Genomic DNA, 22,250 nt, shown 5'->3' on the forward strand with positions numbered 1-22,250 from the left:
CGGCGGCCGGCGGGGGCGGTGCGCTGGCGGCGGCGGGCGCGGCCGCTTCCGGTTGCTTGCCACAGCCCGCCATGGCAAGGGCCGCGAGCACAGCGGCGGCGGTGAGTGCGAAGCGGCGATGGATTGTGGCGATGCCTGACATGTATTTGCCTCCTTGGAACATTCGTTGTTTGGGAATCAGGCTCCGACCGAGCGAAGCGATTCCGAGGTGAGCGTGAAGTAGCGTGTGCCGATGGCGTCCGACACATGGTAGGCGGCCGTTTCGCAGCTGGCGAGCAGCTCGGCCAGGGCCGGGTAGTTGGCGTCGGGCCCGGCGGCGCACAGGTGTTCGAGCGTCCAGGTGGCCGGGTCGGGCAACTCGTAAGACAGGGCCGTGAGCTTGCCCGGCGCGCTGCCGGCCAGCCGCGCGATGCGACCGCGCAGCGTCTGCGTGACCCAGGCCAGCGAGCGCGGGTTCTCGGCGTCGAGCACCAGCAGGTCGACCATGGTCGCGACGTCGCGGCGCTGCTGGTAGCGCGCGTGAAGGTGATGGTGCTGTCGAACAGCGCCACCATGGCTTCGAAACCGCCGACCTCGTGCACGGCGCCGTTCTCGAAGCGGCCTGCAGCGCGTTCGACAGGAAGCCCAGCCGCTCGATGTGGCGGCCGATCGACAGCAGGCGCCAGGCGTCGTCGCGCGTCATGCGGTCGGTCTGCGCGCCGGTCATGGCGGCCAGCGCGGTGCTGGCGGACTCGAGCGCGCGCAGCGCGGCGCTGGCGGCAAAGCTGCCTTCGCCGGCCTGCTCGGCGGCCCGGCGCAGGAAGTCGGCCTCGGCGCGCACGATCTGGTTCCAGTTGTCCTGCGACAGCCGCTCGCGCACGGCGGCCGCGGCCTGCCGGATGCACATCAGGCTGAAGCCGACGCTGCCGCCGCGCTCGACGTCGCCCAGCTCGGCGATCAGCGCGCGCTCGAACACGCGGCGCGACTGCGGCGCGCTCGGCGCCTCGGCCGGCACCAGCGCGTTGCGCAGCGCCATGCGGTGCAGCCATTCGAGCAGCGGGCGCGACGACTGGTCTTCGCCGCCCAGCAAATTGAGCGTGAGGCGCGCCAGGCGCACCGCGTTTTCGGCGCGCTCGGTGTAGCGGCCGAGCCAGAACATGTTCTCGGCCGCGCGGCTGGTGACGGGCGCGCGGTGCCGCGCGAGCGAGGCGGGCGTGGCGTGCGGCTGCAGCAGCGTGGTGCGGTCGACCTCCCCGTGCGTCTGCACCCACACGTCGGCGCTGCTGCCGCCGCGCTGCATGGAGGCGATCTGCGCATCGGGCCCCGCGAGCCGGGCCAGGCCGCCGGGCAGCACGCGCCACGACTGCGCGCCGTCGCTCACCGCGAACACGCGCAGCATCACGGCGCGCGGCGCGATGTGGCCCGGGCCCATGTCGTTGGCCCAGGTGGGCATCTGCGACAGCGGCTGGTAGCCCTGCACGGTGTGGACGTCGCCCTCGCGCACGATGCGGCCGGCCCACTCGTCGAGCTCGCGCCGACCGAGCTGGCTACCGAGCACGGCGTCGAAGCTGGCGCGGCCGTCGAAGCCGGGGTAGGTGGGCTTGATGGCGCAGTCGGCCAGTTGCGGCAGCACCGATTCGAGCGCGGCGCGCTCGCCGCACCACCAGGTGGGCAGCGCGGGCAGCTTGAGCTTTTCGCCGATCAGGCGGCGCGCCAGCCCCGGCAGGAAGCCGAGCAGCGCGGGCGACTCGAGGAACGCCGAGCCCGGCATGTTGGCCACCAGCACGTTGCCCGCGCGAATGGCCTGCAGCAGGCCGGGCACGCCGAGCGTGGAATCGGGGCGCAGCTCCAGCGGGTCGAGGAACTGGTCGTCCAGCCGCTTGATCAGGCCGTGCACCGGGCGCAGGCCCTGCAGCGTCTTCAGGTACAGGCGCTGGTCGCGCACCGTGAGGTCGCTGCCCTCGACCAGCGTGATGCCCAGGTAGCGCGCGAGGTAGGCGTGCTCGAAATAGGTTTCGTTGTACGGGCCGGGCGTGAGCAGCGCGATGTGCGGCGGAACGCCGGCCGGGCACATGCGCTGCAGGCCTTCCATCATGGCGCTGTAGGTGGCGGCCAGGCGCTGCACCTGCAGGGCCTCGAAGGCCTGCGGGAACTGGCGCGTGATGGCCAGCCGGTTCTCGAGCAGGTAGCCCAGGCCCGAGGGCGCCTGGGTGCGCTGCGACACCACCCACCAGTTGCCGTCGGGGCCGCGCGCGAGGTCGAAGGCGGCAATGTGCAACCAGGTGTCACCGGGCGGCTTCACGCCGTGCAGCGCGCGCAGGTAGCCGGGGTGGCCGCGCACCAAGGCCGGGGGAATCAGGCCTTCGGCCAGCAGCTGCTGCGGGCCGTAGACGTCGGCCATCACGCGGTCGAGCACGCGCACGCGCTGCAGCACGCCGGCTCGATCTGGCTCCAGCTCTCGGGGGAGACGATCAGCGGGAACAGGTCGAGCGACCAGGGGCGCTGCGGGCCGTTGGCGTCGGCGTAGACGTTGTAGGTGACGCCGTTGTCGCGGATCTGCCGCTCCAGGCTGGCGCGCGCCGGGGCAGGTCGTGAAGCCGCCCGGGCCGAGCTGTTCGAAGAAGTCGTTCCAGGCGGGCGTGAGCGGCGGTTGCTCGCCGGGCGGGGCTGGCTGCTGGGCCTGCGAGGACGACTGGGACTGGCTTTGCGACTGGGGGCCGGCAGCTTGCGATTGGGACTGTGATTGCGAAGGCAGCAGTCGCTGCTCCGCTGCGGCGTCGTACAGCTGCGGCGCTTGCGGGGCGGCGGCAGCGCCTGTCGCCGGCCGGGGCGGCGCCACCGGCGTGGCCTGTCCGCGCAGTTCGTCGAAATGTCCGGGCAGGGCGGCCGGGGCGAGCGCCGACGCCAGGGCCGCTGGAAATTCCAGTGCCTGGGCGCCGAACAGTGATTCGTTCAAGGGTTCCACAGGAGGGGGATTGTCACACCGCCGTCACGGCAAGGCCGCTGCGGCGGTGTGGTAGGCATCCCCGTCAGCGGCGCAGGTCGAGCGTGAACGGGAACTCGCGGCTGCCCGGCAGCTCGATGGTGGCCGGCGGCGTGCGCATGAGGCCGGGCGTGTGGCCGGTGCGCGTGAAGCGCGAATGGCGGCGGCTCTCGGCCTCGTAGGCATTGACCGGGAAGGTGTCGTAGTTGCGACCGCCCGGGTGGGCGACGAAGTACTGGCAGCCGCCCAGCGAGCGCTTCATCCAGGTGTCGACCAGGTCGAAGGTCAGCGGGGCATGCGCGCCGATGCTCGGGTGCAGCGCCGAAGGCGGGTTCCAGGCCTTGTAGCGCACGCCGGCCACGAACTCGCCGGTCACGCCGGTGGGCTGCAGCGGCAGCACCTTGCCGTTGACGGTGACGACGTGGCGGCTTTCGTTCAGGCCGGTCACGCGCACCTCGATGCGCTCCAGCGACGAATCGACATAGCGCACCGTGCCGCCGGCCGAGCCTTCCTCGCCCATCACGTGCCAGGGCTCCAGCGCGTTGCGCAGCGACAGCTCCACGCCCATGGCCTGCATCTGGCCGACCAGCGGGAAGCGGAACTCGAAATGCGGCGCGAACCAGTCGGCATCGAACGCGAAGCCGGCCTGGCGCATTTCGCTGATGACGTCGTCGAAGTCCATCTTCACGAAGGTCGGCAGCAGGAAGCGGTCGTGCAGCTCGGTGCCCCAGCGCGTGACGGGCGCCTTGTAGGGCTCGTCCCAGAAGCGGGCCACCAGCGCGCGGATCAGCAGTTGCTGCGCGATGCTCATGCGCGCATGCGGCGGCATTTCGAAGGCCCGCAGCTCCAGCAGGCCGAGGCGGCCGGTGCTGGAGTCGGGCGAGTAGAGCTTGTCGATGCAGAACTCGCTGCGGTGCGTGTTGCCCGACACGTCGATCAGGATGTTGCGCAGCGTGCGGTCGACCAGCCACGCGGGCATGTTCTGGCCGTAGATCTCGCGGTTCTTCGCAATTTCCTGCAGGGCGATTTCGAGCTCGTAGACCTGGTCGTTGCGTGCTTCGTCCACGCGCGGTGCCTGGCTGGTCGGGCCGATGAACATGCCCGAGAACAGGTAGCTCAGCGACGGGTGGTTGTGCCAGTAGAGCAGCAGGCTGGCCAGCAGCTCGGGCCGGCGCAGGAACGGGCTGTCGGCGGGCGTGGCGCCGCCCATCACGAAGTGGTTGCCCCCGCCGGTGCCGGTGTGGCGGCCGTCGGTCATGAACTTCTCGGCCGACAGGCGCGTTTCGAACGCGGCGTTGTAGAGGAACTCGGTGTGGTCGACCAGTTCCTTCCAGTTGTGGGCCGGGTGGATGTTGACCTCAATCACGCCCGGGTCGGGCGTCACGGCCAGCATCTTCAGGCGCGGGTCGCGCGGCGGCGGATAGCCTTCCATCACGATGCGCATGCCCAGGTCGCGCGCGGTGGCTTCGACGGCGGCCACGAGGTCCAGGTAGTCCTCCAGGCGCGCGAGCGGCGGCATGAAGACGTAGAGCACGCCAGAGGCATTGCCCTTCTTCTCGGCCGCGGGGCCGTTGGCGCGGCGCGGGTCGCGCACCTCGACGCACAGCGCGGTGCGCGTGACCCAGTGGGCCGACTCGCCGCGCAGCGGCTGGCGCGTGGCGGCGGTGTTGTCGGCCGTGTCGTCGTTGTTGCGTGAGGCCGCGGATGCATCGCCATCGCTTCCGCCGGCGCCCGGCGACTGCATGCGCAGCGACGAGGGCACGACCGGCGGCGTGCCGAAGGCGTAAGGCACGGCGCCCAGGTCGGCGCCGCCCGAGGCGCCCGTGGTGGTGGCGGTGTAGCGCGCGCGGTAGTCGGCCGCGCTGGGCAGCGCGCCGCGCGGCGCGGTCGGGTCGCGCTCGACCAGGTAGGGGTAGTCGCCCTTGCTGGCCCACGGCTGCGAGTCGAGCGGCAGGCGGTAGCCCATGGGCGAGTCGCCCGGAATCAGGTAGAGGCGGTCGTCGCGCAGGAACCAGGGGCCGGTCTTCCAGGCCGGGCCGGCCAGCGCGGGGGCGTCGCCGTTGGCGTTGCCGGGCTCGATGGGCAGCATGTAGCCGATCACCGCGTCCAGCTTCTGCGTGAACACGCGGCGCAGGCGCACGCGTTCGAGCTCGTCGTCCAGCTTCGACTCGAAGGGGTCGACGTTCACCGGCAGGCGGCGTTCGCGCCACAGGTAGTAGTAGATGTCTTCGTAGCCGGGCTGGATGTAGCGCTCGGTCAGGCCCAGCTTGTGCGCCAGCACGTTGGTGAAGCGGCGCGCGTCTTCGCTGGTGTAGTGCGTGGGAAAGCGCTCGTCGGCGAACAGCTCGGGGTCGTGCCACAGCGTCTGGCCGTCGGCGCGCCAGAAGATCGACAGCGCCCAGCGCGGCAGTTGCTCGCCCGGATACCACTTGCCCTGGCCGAAGTGCAGGAAGCCGCCCTTGCCGTATTCGGCGCGCAGCTTGTGCACGAGTTCGGTGGCGTAGCCGCGCTTGGTGGGGCCGAGCGCGTCGGTGTTCCACTCGGCCGCGTCGCGGTCGCTGGTGGCCACGTAGGTGGGCTCGCCGCCCATGGTCAGGCGCACGTCGCCGGCCTTCAGGCGCGCGTCGACCGCGTCGCCCAGGGTCAGCACCTCGGCCCATTGCTCTTCGGTGTAGGGCTTGGTGACGCGCGGCGATTCGTAGATGCGCGTGACCTTCATCTCGTGGCCGAACTCGACCTCGGACTCGTCCACGCCGCCTTCGATGGGCGCCGCGCTCGAAGTGGGCGTGCACGCCAGCGGAATGTGGCCCTCGCCGGCCAGCAGGCCCGAGGTGGCGTCCAGGCCGATCCAGCCCGCGCCCGGCAGGAACACCTCGCACCAGGCGTGCAGGTCGGTGAAGTCGACCGTGGTGCCGCTCGGCCCGTCGAGCGCCTTCACGTCGGGCGTGAGCTGGATCAGGTAGCCCGAGACGAAGCGCGCGGCCAGCCCGCAGTGGCGCAGCAGTTGCACCAGCAGCCAGCCCGAGTCGCGGCAGGAGCCGCTGCCGCTGGCGAGCGTTTCTTCCGGCGTCTGCACGCCGGGCTCCATGCGGATCAGGTAGTTGACGTCCTGCTGCACCTGCTGGTTGATGCCGACCAGGAAGTCGATGGTGCGCTGTTCCTTGCGCTCGATCTTGTCGAGGTAAGCCTGCAGCAGCGGCGTGGGCGTTTCGGTGACGAGGTAGGGCGCCAGCTCTTCAGCCTGCGAGGCCGTGTACTTGAACGGGAAGTTCTCGGCCTGGGGCTCGAGGAAGAAGTCGAAGGGGTTGTAGACCGCCATCTCGACCACGAGGTCGACCGTGACCTTGAACTCGCGTGTCTTCTCGGGGAACACGAGCCGCGCCTGGTAGTTGGCGAACGGGTCCTGCATCCAGTTGACGAAGTGCTCCGCGGGTTCGACGCGCAGCGAATACGAGATGACGTTGCTGCGGCAGTGCGGCGCGGGACGCAAGCGCACGACCTGCGGGCCCAACTGCACCAGGCGGTCGTATTTGTAGTGGGTGACGTGGTGGAGTGCGGCGTGAATGGACATGCGTTTTTGTGTGCAGTACTGGCAGATTGCATCGAAAAGATGTCTCTGGTGAGACGCATACTAGCCCAGATGCTTAGCAATTAACGCGCCACTGAGCGTGACTTGGGGGAGGGTTTGCATCATGGGTTCGGACGTTCGTCGGTGACGCGATTTCGCGCGTCCGGCCATGCCGTGCACGGGGCCTGGGGCTTTGCCGCGCTGGCCGGATCGGTGCTCGGCGCGGCCTTGCAATTGCGCCAGCCGGTGCTTTGGCCGGCGTGGGTCTACGCGGCCTCGCTGCTCGTGGCCGCCATGGGCTTGTGGCGAGGGCGTTCCTTCATCGAGCGCCGCCTGCCCGTCGTGACGCTCGCGTTGCTGTGCGGCGCCATGGCCGGCGCGGGGCTCGCCGGCTGGCGCGCGGTGGCCTATGAGCGTGGTGCGCTCGCGCCCTCCGTCGAAGGCCGCGACCTCGTGGTCACGGGCGTCGTCGCGGAGATGCCGCAGCGCAATGAGTCCGGAACACGATTCCGTTTGGATGTCGACGCTGCGCGCTGGGCCGAGCCGGCCATCGGCGAAGCCTTGCGCGTGCCCGACCGCATTGCCCTCGGCTGGTACGCGCAGAGCACCGGCCCGTGGGGCCGCGCGTCCGGCGACAAGCCCGTGCCTCTTGCCGAAGTCGGCGCCGTGCACGCCGGCGAGCGATGGCAGTTCACCGTGCGCCTGAAGGCGCCGCACGGCAACATCAATCCCTTCGGCTTCGACAGCGAACTGTGGTCGTGGGAGCAGGGCGTGCATGCCAACGGCTCCGTGCGAACCGGCGCGCGCGATACCGCGCCCAAGCGCATCGCCGTCACCTGGCTGCACCCGGTCGAGCGCGCGCGCGAAGCGGTTCGCGACGCGGTGTTCGAGCGCGTGCCCGACCGCGCGCGGGCCGGCGTGATCGCGGCGCTGGTCACGGGCGACCAGAGCGCCATCGACCGCGCGGGCTGGGACGTGTTCCGCGCAACGGGCGTGGCGCACCTGATGTCGATCTCGGGCCTGCACGTGACCATGTTCGCGTGGCTCGCGGCGCATGCCGTCGGCTGGCTGTGGCGGCGCAGCGCGCGTCTCATGCTGCGTGTTCCCGCGCCGCAGGCCGCGCTGGTCGGCGGCGTGCTGCTGGCCGGGCTCTATGCGCTCTTCAGCGGCGGGGGCGTGCCGTCGCAGCGCACGGTGTGGATGCTCGCGACGGTTGCGCTGCTGCGCCTCACGGGCCGGCGCTGGCCGTGGCCGCATGTGTGGCTGCTGACCGCCGCGGTGGTGGTCGCGGTCGATCCATGGGCGCTGATGCAGGCCGGCTTCTGGCTGAGCTTCGTGGCGGTGGGCGTGCTGTTCGCCACCGATGCGTCGGTGCCCGGCGCGCCGCGCGCGGGCGCGTCTTCGCGGCTGTTCGGGTTCTTTCGCGAGCAGTGGGTCATCACACTGGCGCTCACGCCGCTGAGCCTCCTTCTGTTCCAGCAGGTGTCGCTGGTCGGGCTGCTGGCCAATGCGGTCGCGATTCCGTGGGTCACGCTGGTCGTCACGCCGCTGGCCATGCTCGGCGTGGCCGTCGCACCGTCGTGGGACGCGGCCGGGTGGGCGGTGCATGTGCTGGCCGTGCTGCTGCAATGGTGCGCGGGCTTACCCTTCGCCACGCTGTCGATGGCCGCGCCGCCGCCGTGGATGGCGGCCTGCGGCGTGGCGGGCGGCGCGCTGCTCGCGATGCGCCTGCCGTGGTCCCTGCGCGCGCTCGGCGTGCCGCTGCTGCTGCCCGTGCTGCTGTGGCAGGCACCGCGCCCCACCGTGGGCGAGTTCGAGCTGCTTGCCGCCGACATCGGGCAGGGCAACGCCGTGCTGGTGCGCACCGCCACGCACAGCCTGCTGTACGACACCGGCCCGCGCTACAGCCTCGAAAGCGATGCGGGCCACCGCGTGCTCGTGCCGCTGCTGCGCGCCCACGACGAGCGGCTCGACCTGCTGGTGCTGAGCCATCGCGACATCGACCACACGGGCGGCGCGCCGGCCGTGCTCGCGATGCAGCCCGAGGCGACGCTGCTCAGTTCCATCGAGGCCACGCACCCGCTGCAGGCCTTGCGCCCCGCGCGGCGTTGCGAAGCGGGGCAGCACTGGACCTGGGACGGCGTGCGCTTCGAGGTGCTGCACCCCTCGGCGGACGACTACCAGACCTTCACCGCCAAGCCCAATGCCGTGTCGTGCGTGCTGCGCATCGGCAACGGCGCGCGACCGCGCTGCTGGCCGGCGACATCGAGCGGCTGCAAGAGGCCGCGCTGGTCGCGCGCGTGCCGCAGTCGCTGCGCGCCGACGTGCTGCTGGCGCCGCACCATGGCAGCAAGACCTCGTCGAGCGCGGCCTTCCTCGACGCGGTGCAGCCGCGCATCGCCTTCGTGCAGGCCGGCTACCGCAACCGCTTCGGCCACCCTGCCGCCGAGGTGACGGCGCGGTATGGCGAGCGCGATGTGCAACTGGTCGAGAACACCCGCTGCGGCGCCGCGCACTGGACCAGCGCGCACCCCGCCGAGGTCGCCTGCGAACGCGCGCGCCAGGCCCGCTACTGGCAGCACCGCCTGCCCTGACGCCGCGCGGCCGCGGGGCCATTTCGGGTTTTCCCTCAAAAAGTTTCGCTGGCAGTAACTTTTTGGCGTTTGCTTGACCGGCCATGGCGCCAGTCCTTCAATAGCGCTGCAATAGCGGTTCCGTTGAATGAAACAAAGAGACAAGACCGATGGCCCTCCGCCCCCGCTCCGCGACCTCCGTGCTGGCCAACAGCACGACCGAGCCGACCTCGTCGGTCGAGCGCGCCTGCCGCATCCTGCGCGCGCTGTCCGACCCCGGCGTGACCCGCCTCACCGACATCGCCGTGGCCACCGGCCTGGACAAGACCACGGTGCTGCGCCTGGTCGAAGTGCTAATGCGCGACGGCTTCGTGGTGCGCGACGCGCAGACCAAGCACTACAGCCTGGGCGCCGAACTGCTGGTGCTCGGCGCCGCCGCGCTGGCCCGCTTCGACCCGCGCCCGCTGGTGCGCCCGAGCCTGTTGCGCCTCACGGGCCACTTCGAGGACAGCGTGATCCTGTCGATTCCCAGCGGCATCGAGTCGCTGTGCGTCGACGTGGAGGAGGGGCGCTTTCCGATCCGCGCCAATTACCTGTCGGTCGGCAGCCGCCGCCCGCTCGGCGTGGGCGCGGGCAGCCTCGCGCTGCTCGCGTGGATGCCCGAAGCCGAGCGGCAGGCCGCGCTCGCCGTCATCGCGCCGCAGCTCAAGCGCTATCCGCGCATCACGCCCAAGCTGCTCGAGACCCACGCGCTCGAAGCCCGCGAGCGCGGCTACGCGGTGCTGCTCGACGTGGTGGTCGAGCGCATGGGCGGCATCGCCGCGCCCATCCTCGGCGCCGACGGCCGGCCCGTTGCGGCCATCAGCATCGCGGCGCTCAACGACCGCATCACCTCGCGCGAGGTCGAGCTCGCCAAGCGCTCAAGCGCGAATGCGCCACCTGTGAAGTGCTGTGGAGCGGCGCCGCCCACCAGAGCACGCAAGCCTCGCGCGGCGCGGGCCGCCGCGCCGCCGTTCACTGAATGACCATGACCGACTCCCCTACGTACCTCACCGGCGCCGGCAACACCGCCTTCGGCCGCCACGAAGGCCGCGGCGCGCTCGACCTGATGGCCGAAGCCGCGCAACAGGCGCTGGACACGGCCGGCCTGCGCCGCGCCGACATCGACGGCGTGCTCTGCGGCTACGCGACCACGCTGCCGCACCTGATGCTGTCCACGCTGTTCTGCGAGCGCTTCTCGCTCAAGCCCGCCTACGCGCACAGCCTGCAACTGGGCGGCGCCACCGGTTCCGCGATGCTGATGCTGGCGCGCGACCTGGTGCGCGCCGGGCGCTGTCGCAACGTGCTGGTGGTGGCCGGCGAGAACCGCCTCAGCGGCCAGTCGCGCGACAGCGCCATCCAGACGCTCGCGCAGGTGGGCGACGCCGATTTCGAAGTGCCCAACGGCGCCTCGGTGCCGGCCTACTACGGCCTGCTCGCCTCGCGCTACATGCACGAGACCGGCACGCGCGAAGCCGACCTGGCCGAGCTCGCGGTGCTGATGCGGGCCAACGCAGCGGGCCACCCCGACGCGCACCTGAAAACGGCGATCTCGCTCGACGACGTGCTCGCCTCCAAGCCGATTGCCGCGCCGCTCAAGCTGCTCGACTGCTGCCCCATTTCCGACGGCGCGATGGCGCTGGTCGTGTCCGCGTCGCCCCACGGCGAGGCGAGCGTCGCGATGGCCGGGGCAGGGCAGGCGCACCGCCATCAGCACCTGAGCGCAATGGCCGACGTCATGCAGTGCGGCGCGGGCGAAGCGGCCCGGCGCGCCTTCGACGAAGCGGGCCTGCGCGTCGAGGACATCGACTGCCTGGGCATCTACGACTCCTTCACCATCACCCTGGCCATGCTGCTCGAAGAAATCGGCTTTGCGCCGCGCGGTGGCGCCGCGCAGCGCGTGCGCAACGGCGACTTCCGCCCCGACGGCCCGCTGCCGCTCAACACCCACGGCGGCCTGCTGTCCTTCGGCCATTGCGGCGTGGCGGGCGGCATGGCGCACACGGTCGAGGCCTTCCGCCAGATGACGGGGCAGGCCGGCGCGCGGCAGTTGTCGCGGCGGCCACGGCACGCGTTCGTGCATGCGGACGGCGGCGTCATGTCCTCGCACGTGAGCCTGATCCTGTCGCGCGAGGTGTCGGCATGAGCAGCGCGCCTGCCGCCTCCAGCGCATTGGCTGCGCCTTTCGTCGAAGGGCTGGCGGATCGCGAATTGCGCTTCCAGTCGTGCAGCGATTGCGGCCATGCCCAGACGCTGGCGCACTACGCCTGCGCGCACTGCGGCAGCACGCGCCTGGCATGGCAGACCGCGCGCGGCACCGCAACGGTGCACGCCGTCACCGTGGTCTCGCGCGCGCCGTCCGACGAGTTCCGCGCGCTCGCGCCGTACACGCTGGTGCTGGTCACGCTCGACGAGGGGCCGCGCCTCATGGCGCATGCCGAGCCCGGCGTGCGCATCGGCGACCGCGTGAGCGCCGGCTACTTCGCGCACGCGGGTCATGTGCTCGTGCGTTTCGCGCCAGCGCCAGGCTGAGCGCCCGCCCCGCATTCGCCACCGCAATCAAGACAACCACAAAGCAGGAGACAAAGCATGCGTTCGTTCCGATCTTCCGTCCGGCGGCAGCTGTTGAGCGCGCTGGGCGCCGCGGTCTGCCTCGCGGCCGTTCCCATGGCCCATGCACAGGGCTACCCCAACAAGCCCGTGAAGCTGGTCGTGCCGTACCCGCCGGGCGGGCCGACCGACATCGTTGCACGCGTGGTCGCGCAGAAGCTGTCGGAGCAGACGGGCCAGCAGTTCATCGTCGACAACCGGCCCGGCGCGGGCGGCAACACCGGCGCCGAGTTCGTGGCGCGCAGCGCGCCCGACGGCTACACGCTGGTGGTCGCGACCACGGCGCATGCCATCAACCCCTCGCTGTTCAAGAACCTGGGCTACAAGCTCACCAAGGACCTGACGCCGGTCTCGCTGCTCACCAGCGGCCCGCTCGTCATCGTCGCCAACCCCGAGCTGCCCGCGAAGAACGTCGGCGAGCTGATCGCGCTGGCCAAGGCCAAGCCGGGGCAATTGAACTTCGCGTCGTCGGGCAACGGCCAGTCGACGCACCTGTCGGCCGAGCTGTTCGCCTCGATGGCGGGCGTGAAGATGACGCACATCCCGTACAAGGGCAGCGCCCCCGCGCTGACGACGTGATGGGCGGCCAGGCGCAGCTGATGTTCGACACCATGCTCTCGGCCATGCCGCACGTGAAGGGCGGCAAGCTCAAGGCACTGGCCGTGACCAGCGCCAGGCGCTCGCCCGCCGCACCCGACATTCCGACCGTGGCGGAGTCGGGCCTGCCGGGCTACGAGGCCATCGCCTGGAACGGCCTGCTCGCACCTGCCGGCACGCCACCCGAGGTGATCGCGCGCCTGAACGCCGAGCTGAAGAAAGCGCTGGCCCTGCCCGAGGTGAAGGACAAGTTCGACGCGCAAGGCTTTGCCGCGACATGGAACACGCCCGAGGCTTTCGGCGACTTCATGAACGCCGAAGTGCTGAAATGGGCGCAGGTGGTCAAGGTCTCGGGCGCCACGCTGGACTGACGCCATGATCGACCCCGTGAAGCTGAAGGCCTGGGCCTTCGCCGATATCGTTCACAGCTACGGCACCGACGACACGCTGCGCTATGCGCTCGCACTGGGCCTGGGCCGCGACCCGACCGACGCGGCGCAGCTGAAGTTCGTCAACGACACCGTGGCCGGCATGCCGCTGGCGCTGCCCACGCTCGCGGTGGTGCTGGGTTTTCCGGGCTCGTGGATGCAGGACCCGGCCACCGGCATCGACTTCGCGCAGATCGTGCATGGCGAAGAAAAGGTGGTGTGGCACCGGCCGCTGCCCGCGTCCGGCACGGTGGTGGCGCGCCACCGCGTGACGCGCATCGTCGACAAGGGCCCGGGGCGCGGCGCCACCGTCACCTACGACAAGGTCCTGTTCGACCAGGCCAGCGGCGAGCCGTTGGCGACCGTGACGCACACGACCTTCGCGCGCGGCAACGGCGGCTTCGCGACCGAGGCCGTGCCGGGCGACGCGGCGCCCGAGGCGTCCAGGCCCGTGCCGCAGCGCGCGCCCGACATGGTGGTCGACATTCCCACGCTGCCGCAGCAGGCCTTGCTCTACCGCCTGTGCGCCGACCGCAACCCGCTGCATTCCGACCCCGAGGTGGCGCGCGCCGCCGGCTTCGAGCGGCCGATTCTTCACGGCCTGTGTACCTGGGGCATCGCGGGCCATGCGGTGCTGGCCCACGCTTGCGGCAACGACCCCGCGCGCCTGAAGAGCCTGTTCGCGCGCTTCTCGGCGCCGGTGTTCCCGGGCGAGACGCTGCGCGTCGAAATGCATCGCGAAGGCCCGCACGACCTGTACTTCCGGGCCCGCGTGCCCGCGCGCGACCGCACCGTGCTCGACCACGGCCACGCGCGCATCGACGCCTGATCTCAAGAAATCCAGCCAGGAGACATCCGAATGAAAAAGCAGGACATCGAAACGCAACGCGGCCCGCTGTTCACGCGCCGCCTGTGCCTTGCCGGCGGCGCGGCCGCGGCGGCCACGCTGGCGCTGCCAACGCTTGCGCAGCAGCCGTACCCGAGCCGGCCGGTGCGCTTCGTCGTGCCGTTCCCGGCCGGCGGGCCGGTCGACACCACGGGCCGCGCGGTGGCGCAGAAGCTCACCGAGCTGTGGGGGCAGCAGGCCATCGTCGACAACCGGGCGGGCGCGGGCGGCATCGTCGGCGCCGAGAACGTCGCGCGTTCGCCGGCCGACGGCTACAACGTGCTGGTGTGCAGCATCCACCACTCGGTGCTGCCGAGCCTGCGGCCCAAGCTGGCCTACGACATCGAGCGCGACTTCGTGCCGCTGAGCTTCGGCGCGATGTTCCCGGTGGTGCTGGTGGCGCATCCGTCGGTGCCGGCGCGCAACGTGGCCGAGCTCATCGCACTCGACAAGAAGTCGCCCGGCAAGCTGAGCTTCGGCTCGGCCGGCAACGGCGGCGGCACGCACCTGGCGGGTGAACTCTTCAACATGCAGGCGGGCACCAAGCTGCTGCACGTGCCGTACAAGGGCAGCGCGCCGGCCATGACCGATTTGCTCGGCGGCCAGGTGCAGCTGATGTTCGCCGACGCGCCCACGGCCATTCCGCAGATCAAGGGCGGCAAGGTGCGCGCCATTGCCGTGGCGAGCGCGCGCCGCTCGGTGCTGCTGCCCGACGTGCCGACCGTGGCCGAGTCGGGCCTGCCGGGCTACGAGGCCTACTCGTGGGCCGCGTTCATGGCGCCGGCCGGCACGCCGAAGGACATCGTGCAGCGGCTCAGTGCCGACATCGGCCGCGCGCTGAGCGATCCGCAGGTCAAGCAGCGGCTCTTCGAGGTCGCGCGGAGGCCGCGCCCGGCACGCCCGAGGCCTTCGGCAAGACGCTGCACGCCGAGATCGCGAAGTGGACCCAGGTGGTGCGCACCGCCAACATCCAGGTGGACTGACGATGAGCCCGCAGCAAGAACAAGCACCCACGGCCGCGCGGCTGCTGTCGCGGCGCGAGGGTGCGGTGCTGGTGCTGACGATCAGCAACCCGGCCGCGCGCAACGCCATGCACCCGTCGCTCTACCGCACGGCCACAACGCTGCTGCGCGAGGCGGCGCTCGACAAGACCGTTCGCGCCATCGTGCTGACCGGCGAGGGCGAGCACTTCTGCGGCGGCGGCGACGTCAAGCGGCTGGCCGACCAGCGCCGGCGTCCGCGTGAAGAACAGATGGCGCACCTCGACGCGCTGCACGACTGGGTGATGGCGATGCACGATGCGCCGCAGCCGGTGATTGCGGCGGTCGAAGGCGCGGCGGCCGGCGGTGGGTTTTCGCTGTGCCTGGGCTGCGACCTGATCGTGGCGGCCGAGGACGCGAAGTTCGTCATGTCTTACGTCAAGCTCGCGCTGTCGCCCGACGGCGGCGGCGCCGATTCGCTGGCCCGCGCGCTGCCGCCGCAGGCCGCGCTGGAGCTGCTGCTCGATGGCGGCGTGTGCAGTGCGAACCGCCTGCGCGAGTGGGGCGTGGTGAACCGCGTCGTGCCGCACGGCGAGGCCCTGGCCACGGCGCTCGCGTGGGCGCAACGACTGGCCGCCGGCCCCTTCGACGCGCAGGCGCGCATCAAGCAACTGGTGCATGCCGCGCGCGGCCGCTCACGCCGCGAACAGCTCGACGCCGAGCGCGACGGCTTTGTCGAAGCCTCTACAGCGACGAATGCGGCGCGGGCATCGAAGCCTTCCTGTCCGCGCGCCAGCGTCCGAAATCCTGAAGAAGATGATGATGAAGAAAGAGTCCATGTCCGACCTGCTCGAATCCGCGCTCAACCCGCAATCCGTCGCCGTCATCGGCGCGTCCGAGAACATCCACAAGATCGGCGGGCGGCCGATCCACTACATGCAAAAGCACGGCTTTGCCGGGCGCATCTACCCGATCAATCCGGGGCGCGACGAAGTGCAGGGCCTCAAGAGCTACGCCTCGCTCGCGGCGCTGCCCGAAGCGCCCGACCTCGCGCTGGTGATCGTCGGCGGCGACAAGGCCGTGGCCGCGGTGGACGAGTGCGCGGCGCGCGGCGTGAAGTCGGCGGTGGTCATCGCCTCGGGCTTCGGCGAGGCCGGCGAAGAGGGGCGCGAAGTGCAGCAGGCCATGACCGCGCGGGCACGCGCCGCCGGCATGCGGCTGTACGGGCCCAACACGCAGGGCCTGGCCAACTTCGGCAACGGCGCCATCGCGGGCTTCTCGACCATGTTCGTCGAGGTGCCGCCGGCCGACGGGCCCATCGGCGTGGTGAGCCAGAGCGGCGGCATGAGCGCGATGGCATACGGCCTCCTGCGCGGGCGCGGCCTGGGCGTGCGGCATGTGCATGCCACGGGCAACGAGGCCGACGTGACCGTGTCCGACCTGGCCTGGGCCGTGGCGCACGACCCCGACGTGAAGCTGCTGCTGCTGTACCTCGAGAACATCGCCAACCCCGAGCTGCTGGCGCGCACGGCGGCCTATGCGCGTGAGCGCGACCTGCCGATCATCGCGGTGAAGGCGGGGCGCTCGGAGAGCGGGCAGAAGGCCGCGTCGTCGCACACCGGCTCGCTGGCCAACGAAGACCGCGCGGTCGACGCCTTCTTCAGGCATCACGGCATCTGGCGCGTGCGCGACCCGCATGCACAGGCGCTCGCGGCAGAGGCGTACCTGAAGGGCTGGCGGCCCGAGGGGCGGCGGCTGGTGGTCATCAGCAATTCGGGCGCGAGCTGCGTGATGGGCGCGGACGCGTCCGAAGAATTCGGCCTGCCGCTTGCGGCGCTGTCGGCCCAAACGCGGCAGGGCGTGGCCGACCGGCTGCCGGGCTTTGCCACGGCGACGAACCCGATCGACATCACGGCGGCGCTGCTGTCGAACAGCGGCCTGTTCGGCGACGTGCTGCCCGCCGTGGCGCAGGACCCCGCGGCCGACCTGTTCTTCATCAACATCCCGGTGGCGGGCGCGGGCTACGACGTCGAGGCCTTCGCGGCCGACACCGCGAAGTTCGAGGCCGCAACGGGCAAGCCGGTGGTGGTGGCCGCATGGCAGGAATCGGTGGCGGCACCGTTCAAGGCGCGGGGCATTCCGACCTTCGCCAACGAGACGCAAGCCCTGGGCGTGCTGGCGCAACTGGCTTCGCACACGGCGCTGATGCGGCAGTCGCATGCGCCGTGGCCGCCAGCGCAGCCGCCTTCGTTGCCCGAGGGCAGCGGGCGTTTTCTCAACGAGGCGCAGAGCCTGGACCTGCTGGCGGCGCATGGCGTGCCCGTGGTGGCGCACCGGCTGTGCCGCTCGGCGGCCGAGGCGCGCGATGCCTGGGGCGTGGTCGGCGGGCCGGCGGTCGTGAAGGCCTGCTCGGCCGACGTGCCGCACAAGTCGGAGCACGGCCTGGTGGCGCTGCGCGTGGAGAGCGCCGAGGCCGCCGGCGCGCTGTTCGACGCGCAGTGGGCCAAGCTGGCGGAACTGGGCGCGGCACGCGAGGGCGTGATCGTCGCGGCCATGCACAAGGGGCGCCACGAGTTCATGGTCGGCGCGCGGCAAGACCCGGTGTTCGGGCCGGTCGTGGTGGTGGGTGACGGCGGCAAGTACGTCGAGGCGCTGCAGGACGTGGCCGTGCTGCTGCCGCCCTTCGCGGCCGCCGACGTGAAAGCGGCGCTGAAGACGCTGCGCATCGCGCCGCTGCTCGAAGGCGTGCGCGGCGAGCCGCCGCTCGATGTCGACGCGCTGGCAGAGGTGGTGGTCGCGGTGGGTCGACTGATGGCGTCCGCGCCCGGCCGGATCGCGTCGATCGACGTCAACCCGGTGATGGTCGGCACCCGGGGCGAGGGCGCGATGGTGGTGGACGCGCTGGTCGAGCGCGCGGCCTAACTGTGAATTAATTGTTAAAAGTAGGCCGAAAGGCCCCTTGCAGGTCGCGTCCATGCGTGTCCGATGCGTTGTATCGTCTTGAAACAACACGAAGGGGACACCATGCACGACCGCAGCAGCTTCCGGTGGGGCCGGCCATTCGGGCCTACGCCATGACGACCGCCGTTCCGGCCATCACGAGCACGAGCGCGTCCGGCGCCCACGGCGCCGCGGGGGCGCGGCTCAAGATGCACCGCGAAGGCCCGGTGCTGGTGCTGACCCTGAGCAACCCCGCCGCGCGCAACGCGCTCAACCCCTCGGTCTATCGCGCCGCGGCCAAGGCGCTGCGGGCCAGCTCGGGCTTTCGCACGGTGCGCGCCGTGGTGCTGTGCGGGGAGGGCGAGCACTTCAGCGGCGGCGGCGACCTGCGCCGGCTGGTGCGGCAACGCAAGCTGCCGGAGGCCGAGCAGTACGGCCACATCGACGCGCTGCACGAATGGATCATGGCGATCCAGGAGGCGCCCCAGCCCGTCATCGCGGCGGTCGAGGGCGCGGCCGTGGGCGGCGGCTTCTCGCTGTGCCTGGCCTGCGACCTGATCGTGGCGGCCGAAGACGCCCGCTTCGCCATGTCGTACGTCAACGTCGGCCTCACGCCCGACGGCGGCGGCACCGATTCGCTCATGCGCGGCCTGCCGCCGCAGGCCGCGCTGGAAATGCTGCTCGACGGCACGCCCTGCAGCGCGAAGCGGCTGCACGACTGGGGCGTGGTCAACAAGGTGGTGCCGCGCGGCAGTGCCTGCGCCACGGCGCTCGAGTGGGCGCAGCAACTGTCGCGCGGGCCCTTCGAGGTGCAGGCGCGCATCAAGCAGCTGGTGCATTCGGCCCGGGGCCGCAGCCGGCGCGAGCAACTCGACGCCGAGCGCGAGTCCTTCGTCGCCAGTCTTTACAGCGACGAGAGCGGGGAGCGCATCAAGGAATTTCTTTCGCCCCGCAAGAAGCCCCAGCCGCCGGCCGGCGAAGGCCCGTGCAGTAGTCGCGAAAAAAAGACCTCCGACCCGTCCGCGGGCTTCGCATAAGGGGTTCTACTGGCCCTGAACTTGCTAAGCTATGGCTCAAGGAGATTGGTCGTTCCATGCACAAATTCGATGAGATGTATGAGCAGTTGCCCTATGCGGGGGCTGCGATCCGACAGCACTACAAGCGCTACGACCAATGGCTCGCGAAGCAACCCGGTGAGGTGATGCGTTCGCGGCGCGAAGAGGCGGAAATGATTTTCCGCCGGGTCGGTATCACCTTCGCCGTCTACGGCGCGAAGGACGAAGACGGCTCCGGCACCGAGCGGCTCATTCCGTTCGACCTGCTGCCTCGCATCATTCCCGCCCACGAGTGGGACAGCATGGAAAAGGGGCTGGTGCAGCGCGTCACGGCGCTCAACCGCTTCCTGCATGACGTCTATCACGACCAGGAAATCATCAAGGCCGGCATCATTCCGGCTGAGCAGATCCTGAACAACGCGCAGTTCCGACCCGAAATGATGGGCGTCAACGTGCCGCACAACGTCTACTCGAACATCTCGGGCATCGACATCGTGCGCGCCCCCGATGCCGACGGCAACGGCGAGTACTACGTGCTCGAAGACAACCTGCGCGTGCCCAGCGGCGTGAGCTACATGCTCGAAAACCGCAAGATGATGATGCGGCTCTTCCCCGAGCTGTTCAACCAGAACCGCATCGCGCCGGTCGCCCATTACCCCGACCTGCTGCTCGAGACCCTGCGCGCCAGCGCGCCGCCGGCCACGGCCGAGCCCACGGTGGTGGTGCTCACGCCCGGCATGTACAACAGCGCCTACTTCGAGCATGCCTTCCTGGCGCAGCAGATGGGCATCGAGCTGGTCGAGGGGCAAGACCTGCTGATCAAGGACGACTTCGTCTACATGCGCACCACGCGCGGGCCCAAGCGCGTCGACGTCATCTACCGCCGCGTGGACGACGACTTCCTCGACCCCGAGGTGTTCCGCCCCACGTCCACGCTGGGCTGCGCCGGCCTGATGCGCGCCTACCGCGCGGGCAACGTCGTGATCTGCAATGCCGTGGGCACCGGCGTGGCCGACGACAAGTCGATCTACCCCTACGTGCCGAAGATGATCGAGTTCTACCTCGGCGAAAAGCCGATCCTGAAGAACGTGCCGACCTACATGTGCCGCAACAAGGACGAGCTGCAGTACACGCTCGACAACATGAAGGACCTGGTCGTGAAGGAGGTGCACGGCGCCGGCGGCTACGGCATGCTGATCGGCCCGGCCGCCACGCAGGCCGAGATCGAGGACTTCAAGAAGGCCGTGATCGCCAAGCCCGACGGCTACATCGCCCAGCCCACGCTGAGCCTGTCGACCTCGCCCACCTTCGTGGACGCCGGCATCGCGCCGCGCCACATCGACCTGCGCCCGTTCGTGCTCTCGGGCAGCGAAGTGCAGATGGTGCCCGGCGGCCTCACGCGCGTGGCGCTGAAGGAGGGCTCGCTGGTGGTCAACTCGTCGCAGGGCGGCGGCACCAAGGACACCTGGATTCTCGAAGCCGACCGCGCGCCCAAGCCCAAGGCGCCCGCGCAGTCGCAAAGCCAATCGTAGTAGGAGCACCCACGATGCTGTCTCGCACCGCCGACCATCTCTACTGGATGTCCCGCTACACCGAGCGCGCCGAGAACACGGCGCGCATGCTGGACGTCAACTACCAGACCTCGCTGCTGCCGCAGTCCGCCGAAGTCGCCAAGTACGGCTGGCAGGGCGTGCTGTCCATCAGCGAGCTGCTGCCCTGGTACAACCAGAAGTACGACCAGATCGCACCCAAGGAGGTGATGGAGTTCATGGTCAAGGACGAGAGCAACGCCTCGTCGATCGTCTCCTGCCTGAAGGCCGCGCGCGAAAACGCGCGTGCCGTGCGCGGCGCGCTCACCACCGAAGCGTGGGAAACGCAGAACACCACCTGGCTCGAAGTGAACCGCATGCTGCGCTCGGGCGACTTCGAGCGCGACCCGGGCCAGTTCTTCGAGTGGGTCAAGTTCCGCTCGCACCTGTCGCGCGGCGTGACGCTGGGCACCATGCTGCAGGACGAGGCCTTCTACTTCTCGCGCCTGGGCACCTTCCTGGAGCGCGCCGACAACACGGCGCGGCTGGTCGACGTGAAGTTCCACGCGCTCAACAGCGAGTTCTTCGGCGCCGCCACCGAGGAAGACCAGGAATACGACTTCTATCACTGGAGCGCGATCTTGCGCAGCGTCTCGGCCTTCGAGGTCTACCGCAAGGTGTACCGCGACGTCATCAAGCCCGAGCGCGTGGCCGAGCTGCTGATTCTTCGCGCGGACATGCCGCGCTCGCTGCACGCGAGCCTGGTCGAGGTGGTCAACAACCTGGCGAAGGTGCAGAACGAACAGAGCGCCGAAACGCAGCGCCGCGCCGGCAAGCTGCTGGCCGACCTGCAGTACGCGCGGGTCGACGAGATCCTGGCCACGGGTTTGCACGCCTACCTCACGCAGTTCCTCGATCGCGTGAACGAACTGGGCGGGCGCATCAGCCAGGACTTCCTGGTTCCGGCGCACTGACAGACTGATTGACGGGCCAGCGAGAACGCGGACGCATGCGGCTTGTCGCGCATTCGGCCCGCGCCTTCTCGATTCAGGGTTTCCTCGAGCCCGAGGAGTGTGAGCAACTGATCGCACTGGCCGAGGCCGAGGGCTTTGCCTCCGCCGGCGTGCGCACGGCAGACGGCCCGAAGCCCATGCCCGCCATCCGAAACAACGAGCGCGCGATGCTGCCTTCGCCCTATTGGGTCGACCTGCTGTGGCAGCGGCTGGGCGAGGTGGCCTTGCCCGAACTGGCGGCCCAATCGCCCAAGGGCTTGCCGAAGGATCTGCGCTTCTACAAATACACGCCCGGCCAGCGCTTCAAGATGCACAAGGACGGGCCTTGGCATGAGGACGGGCTCACGAGCCAGCTCACGCTGCTGGTCTACTTGAACGACGGCTTCACCGGTGGGGAGACCGACTTTCGCGAGTTCCGCGTGAAGCCCGAGGCTGGCGCTGCACTGCTCTTTGTCCACGACACGTGGCATGAGGGCGCGGCGGTGGAGGCGGGCGTGAAGTACGTGCTGCGTTCGGATGTGTTGTATGGAGAGTGACATCGGCGGCCCGGGCGCCTGGCCACCCGTAACGCAGCGAGATTTCTCACCGAGAGAGAGCACGGCCGTTGGTCTGCTGATCGCACGGAGATTTCTGCTCGACGCCCGTCTGAACGACGAAGATCAAGGACTCGTGTTCGCGGGCCTGGAGTTGGCGTGGCGCTGGGTGGAAGGGCGCGAAGTCAGCCCGATTCATCTGTGTGAATACATCGACGGTGAGATCAACCTGCCTTTCAGGTCCACGTTGTATGCAGAAGGATCGGTGGCTTCCCATGCCATGGCCGCCGTCTTTCTCTCGATGGGTCTTGCCGCCTTGTATGCCTGCAAGGAAGCGGGCGTATCACCCTCTGAAAGTGTCGAGAATTTCGGCAGCAACGAATTGGATGTGCTGAACGGTCTTTCTTCCCTGTTGGGTAGCGAAGATCAGGAGCGCATTTCCAGGGTCAGACATATTTTGGCTGTTGGCGCTGGAGACAAGCACGGAGCATTCGGCGGCCCGATCAGACAAGCCGATGTCGACGACACTCGATAGCG

At 70.0% G+C, this 22,250-nt stretch carries 12 protein-coding genes and 5 pseudogenes; 14 read left to right on the forward strand and 3 right to left on the reverse strand.

All coding sequences use genetic code 11. The features are described 5' to 3' along the window. Positions 1-177: 177 nt before the first annotated feature. Both BMG07_RS18540 and BMG07_RS18545 read right to left on the reverse strand, forming a co-directional pair. Positions 178-2,944: pseudogene (locus BMG07_RS18540) on the reverse strand (circularly permuted type 2 ATP-grasp protein). Between the two features lie 64 nt (positions 2,945-3,008). Next, positions 3,009-6,533, reverse strand: coding sequence for a DUF2126 domain-containing protein (locus tag BMG07_RS18545; RefSeq protein ID WP_198085799.1), 3,525 nt, complete (start codon positions 6,531-6,533; stop codon positions 3,009-3,011). 141 nt (positions 6,534-6,674) lie between these two features. On the opposite strand from BMG07_RS18545, the pseudogene BMG07_RS18550 reads away from it, so the two are divergent. The 8 genes and pseudogenes from BMG07_RS18550 to BMG07_RS18585 form a co-directional block, all read left to right on the forward strand. Beyond that, positions 6,675-9,124: pseudogene (locus BMG07_RS18550) on the forward strand (DNA internalization-related competence protein ComEC/Rec2). Positions 9,125-9,273: 149 nt separating this feature from the next. Continuing rightward, positions 9,274-10,128, forward strand: coding sequence for an IclR family transcriptional regulator (locus BMG07_RS18555; protein WP_269759141.1), 855 nt, complete (start codon positions 9,274-9,276; stop codon positions 10,126-10,128). Between the two features lie 2 nt (positions 10,129-10,130). Continuing rightward, entirely contained in the window at positions 10,131-11,288 is a 1,158-nt protein-coding gene (locus BMG07_RS18560; protein WP_198085800.1) for a thiolase family protein, read from the forward strand. Beyond that, the gene (locus BMG07_RS18565) at positions 11,285-11,674 is read left to right on the forward strand and encodes a Zn-ribbon domain-containing OB-fold protein (RefSeq protein WP_198085801.1); all 390 of its coding nucleotides are present in this window, start codon (positions 11,285-11,287) and stop codon (positions 11,672-11,674) included. The genes BMG07_RS18560 and BMG07_RS18565 overlap by 4 nt, the downstream gene beginning before the upstream one ends. A 135-nt stretch (positions 11,675-11,809) precedes the next feature. Next, positions 11,810-12,720: pseudogene (locus tag BMG07_RS18570) on the forward strand (tripartite tricarboxylate transporter substrate binding protein). A gap of 4 nt (positions 12,721-12,724) precedes the next feature. Next, positions 12,725-13,606, forward strand: coding sequence for a MaoC/PaaZ C-terminal domain-containing protein (locus BMG07_RS18575; RefSeq protein WP_198085802.1), 882 nt, complete (start codon positions 12,725-12,727; stop codon positions 13,604-13,606). 30 nt (positions 13,607-13,636) lie between these two features. Beyond that, a pseudogene (locus tag BMG07_RS18580) lies at positions 13,637-14,646 on the forward strand (tripartite tricarboxylate transporter substrate binding protein). A 2-nt stretch (positions 14,647-14,648) separates the two neighbouring features. Then, positions 14,649-15,347: pseudogene (locus BMG07_RS18585) on the forward strand (oxepin-CoA hydrolase, alternative type); the annotation flags it as partial. Here the strand turns inward: BMG07_RS18585 and BMG07_RS44170 are convergent. Next, positions 15,339-15,482 (reverse strand): hypothetical protein, encoded by a 144-nt coding sequence (locus tag BMG07_RS44170; protein ID WP_307867006.1) that lies wholly within the window; start codon positions 15,480-15,482, stop codon positions 15,339-15,341. The pseudogene BMG07_RS18585 and the gene BMG07_RS44170 overlap by 9 nt on opposite strands. Here BMG07_RS44170 and BMG07_RS18590 point away from each other — a divergent pair. From BMG07_RS18590 to BMG07_RS18615, 6 genes are all read left to right on the forward strand, one after another. Further along, entirely contained in the window at positions 15,481-17,565 is a 2,085-nt protein-coding gene (locus tag BMG07_RS18590; RefSeq protein WP_198085826.1) for an acetate--CoA ligase family protein, read from the forward strand. The genes BMG07_RS44170 and BMG07_RS18590 overlap by 2 nt on opposite strands. Positions 17,566-17,717: 152 nt before the next feature. Further along, complete coding sequence (locus BMG07_RS18595; protein WP_198085803.1) at positions 17,718-18,620, forward strand: oxepin-CoA hydrolase, alternative type; 903 nt, start codon at positions 17,718-17,720, stop codon at positions 18,618-18,620. 56 nt (positions 18,621-18,676) lie between these two features. Then, a complete protein-coding gene (locus BMG07_RS18600) occupies positions 18,677-20,170 on the forward strand; it encodes a circularly permuted type 2 ATP-grasp protein (RefSeq protein WP_198085804.1) in 1,494 nt (497 codons plus the stop codon). A 14-nt stretch (positions 20,171-20,184) separates the two neighbouring features. Next, on the forward strand, positions 20,185-21,141 hold the full coding sequence (locus tag BMG07_RS18605; protein ID WP_108139233.1) for an alpha-E domain-containing protein: 957 nt from the start codon (positions 20,185-20,187) through the stop codon (positions 21,139-21,141). Between the two features lie 35 nt (positions 21,142-21,176). Continuing rightward, positions 21,177-21,716: a 2OG-Fe(II) oxygenase gene (locus BMG07_RS18610; protein WP_269759142.1), complete on the forward strand. Its 540-nt coding sequence runs from the start codon at positions 21,177-21,179 to the stop codon at positions 21,714-21,716. After that, positions 21,706-22,248 carry a hypothetical protein gene (locus tag BMG07_RS18615; RefSeq protein ID WP_198085805.1) on the forward strand — a complete coding sequence of 181 codons (543 nt, stop codon included), beginning with the start codon at positions 21,706-21,708 and terminating at the stop codon, positions 22,246-22,248. The genes BMG07_RS18610 and BMG07_RS18615 overlap by 11 nt, the downstream gene beginning before the upstream one ends. Positions 22,249-22,250 lie beyond the last annotated feature (2 nt).

Origin of the sequence: Variovorax sp. E3, from assembly GCF_016082275.1 — a bacterium.
Classification (GTDB): domain Bacteria; phylum Pseudomonadota; class Gammaproteobacteria; order Burkholderiales; family Burkholderiaceae_C; genus Variovorax.

Excerpts from the sequence above, each read along its gene's own strand:
- BMG07_RS18605 (WP_108139233.1), top strand. The coding sequence starts at position 20,185 with ATGCTGTCTCGCACCGCCGACCATCTCTACTGGATGTCCCGCTACACC.
- BMG07_RS18575 (WP_198085802.1), top strand. The coding sequence starts at position 12,725 with ATGATCGACCCCGTGAAGCTGAAGGCCTGGGCCTTCGCCGATATCGTT.
- BMG07_RS18610 (WP_269759142.1), top strand. The coding sequence starts at position 21,177 with ATGCGGCTTGTCGCGCATTCGGCCCGCGCCTTCTCGATTCAGGGTTTC.
- BMG07_RS18560 (WP_198085800.1), top strand. The coding sequence starts at position 10,131 with ATGACCGACTCCCCTACGTACCTCACCGGCGCCGGCAACACCGCCTTC.
- BMG07_RS18590 (WP_198085826.1), top strand. The coding sequence starts at position 15,481 with ATGTCCGACCTGCTCGAATCCGCGCTCAACCCGCAATCCGTCGCCGTC.
- BMG07_RS44170 (WP_307867006.1), bottom strand. The coding sequence starts at position 15,482 with ATGGACTCTTTCTTCATCATCATCTTCTTCAGGATTTCGGACGCTGGC.
- BMG07_RS18565 (WP_198085801.1), top strand. The coding sequence starts at position 11,285 with ATGAGCAGCGCGCCTGCCGCCTCCAGCGCATTGGCTGCGCCTTTCGTC.
- BMG07_RS18555 (WP_269759141.1), top strand. The coding sequence starts at position 9,274 with ATGGCCCTCCGCCCCCGCTCCGCGACCTCCGTGCTGGCCAACAGCACG.
- BMG07_RS18595 (WP_198085803.1), top strand. The coding sequence starts at position 17,718 with ATGACGACCGCCGTTCCGGCCATCACGAGCACGAGCGCGTCCGGCGCC.
- BMG07_RS18615 (WP_198085805.1), top strand. The coding sequence starts at position 21,706 with ATGGAGAGTGACATCGGCGGCCCGGGCGCCTGGCCACCCGTAACGCAG.
- BMG07_RS18545 (WP_198085799.1), bottom strand. The coding sequence starts at position 6,533 with ATGTCCATTCACGCCGCACTCCACCACGTCACCCACTACAAATACGAC.
- BMG07_RS18600 (WP_198085804.1), top strand. The coding sequence starts at position 18,677 with ATGCACAAATTCGATGAGATGTATGAGCAGTTGCCCTATGCGGGGGCT.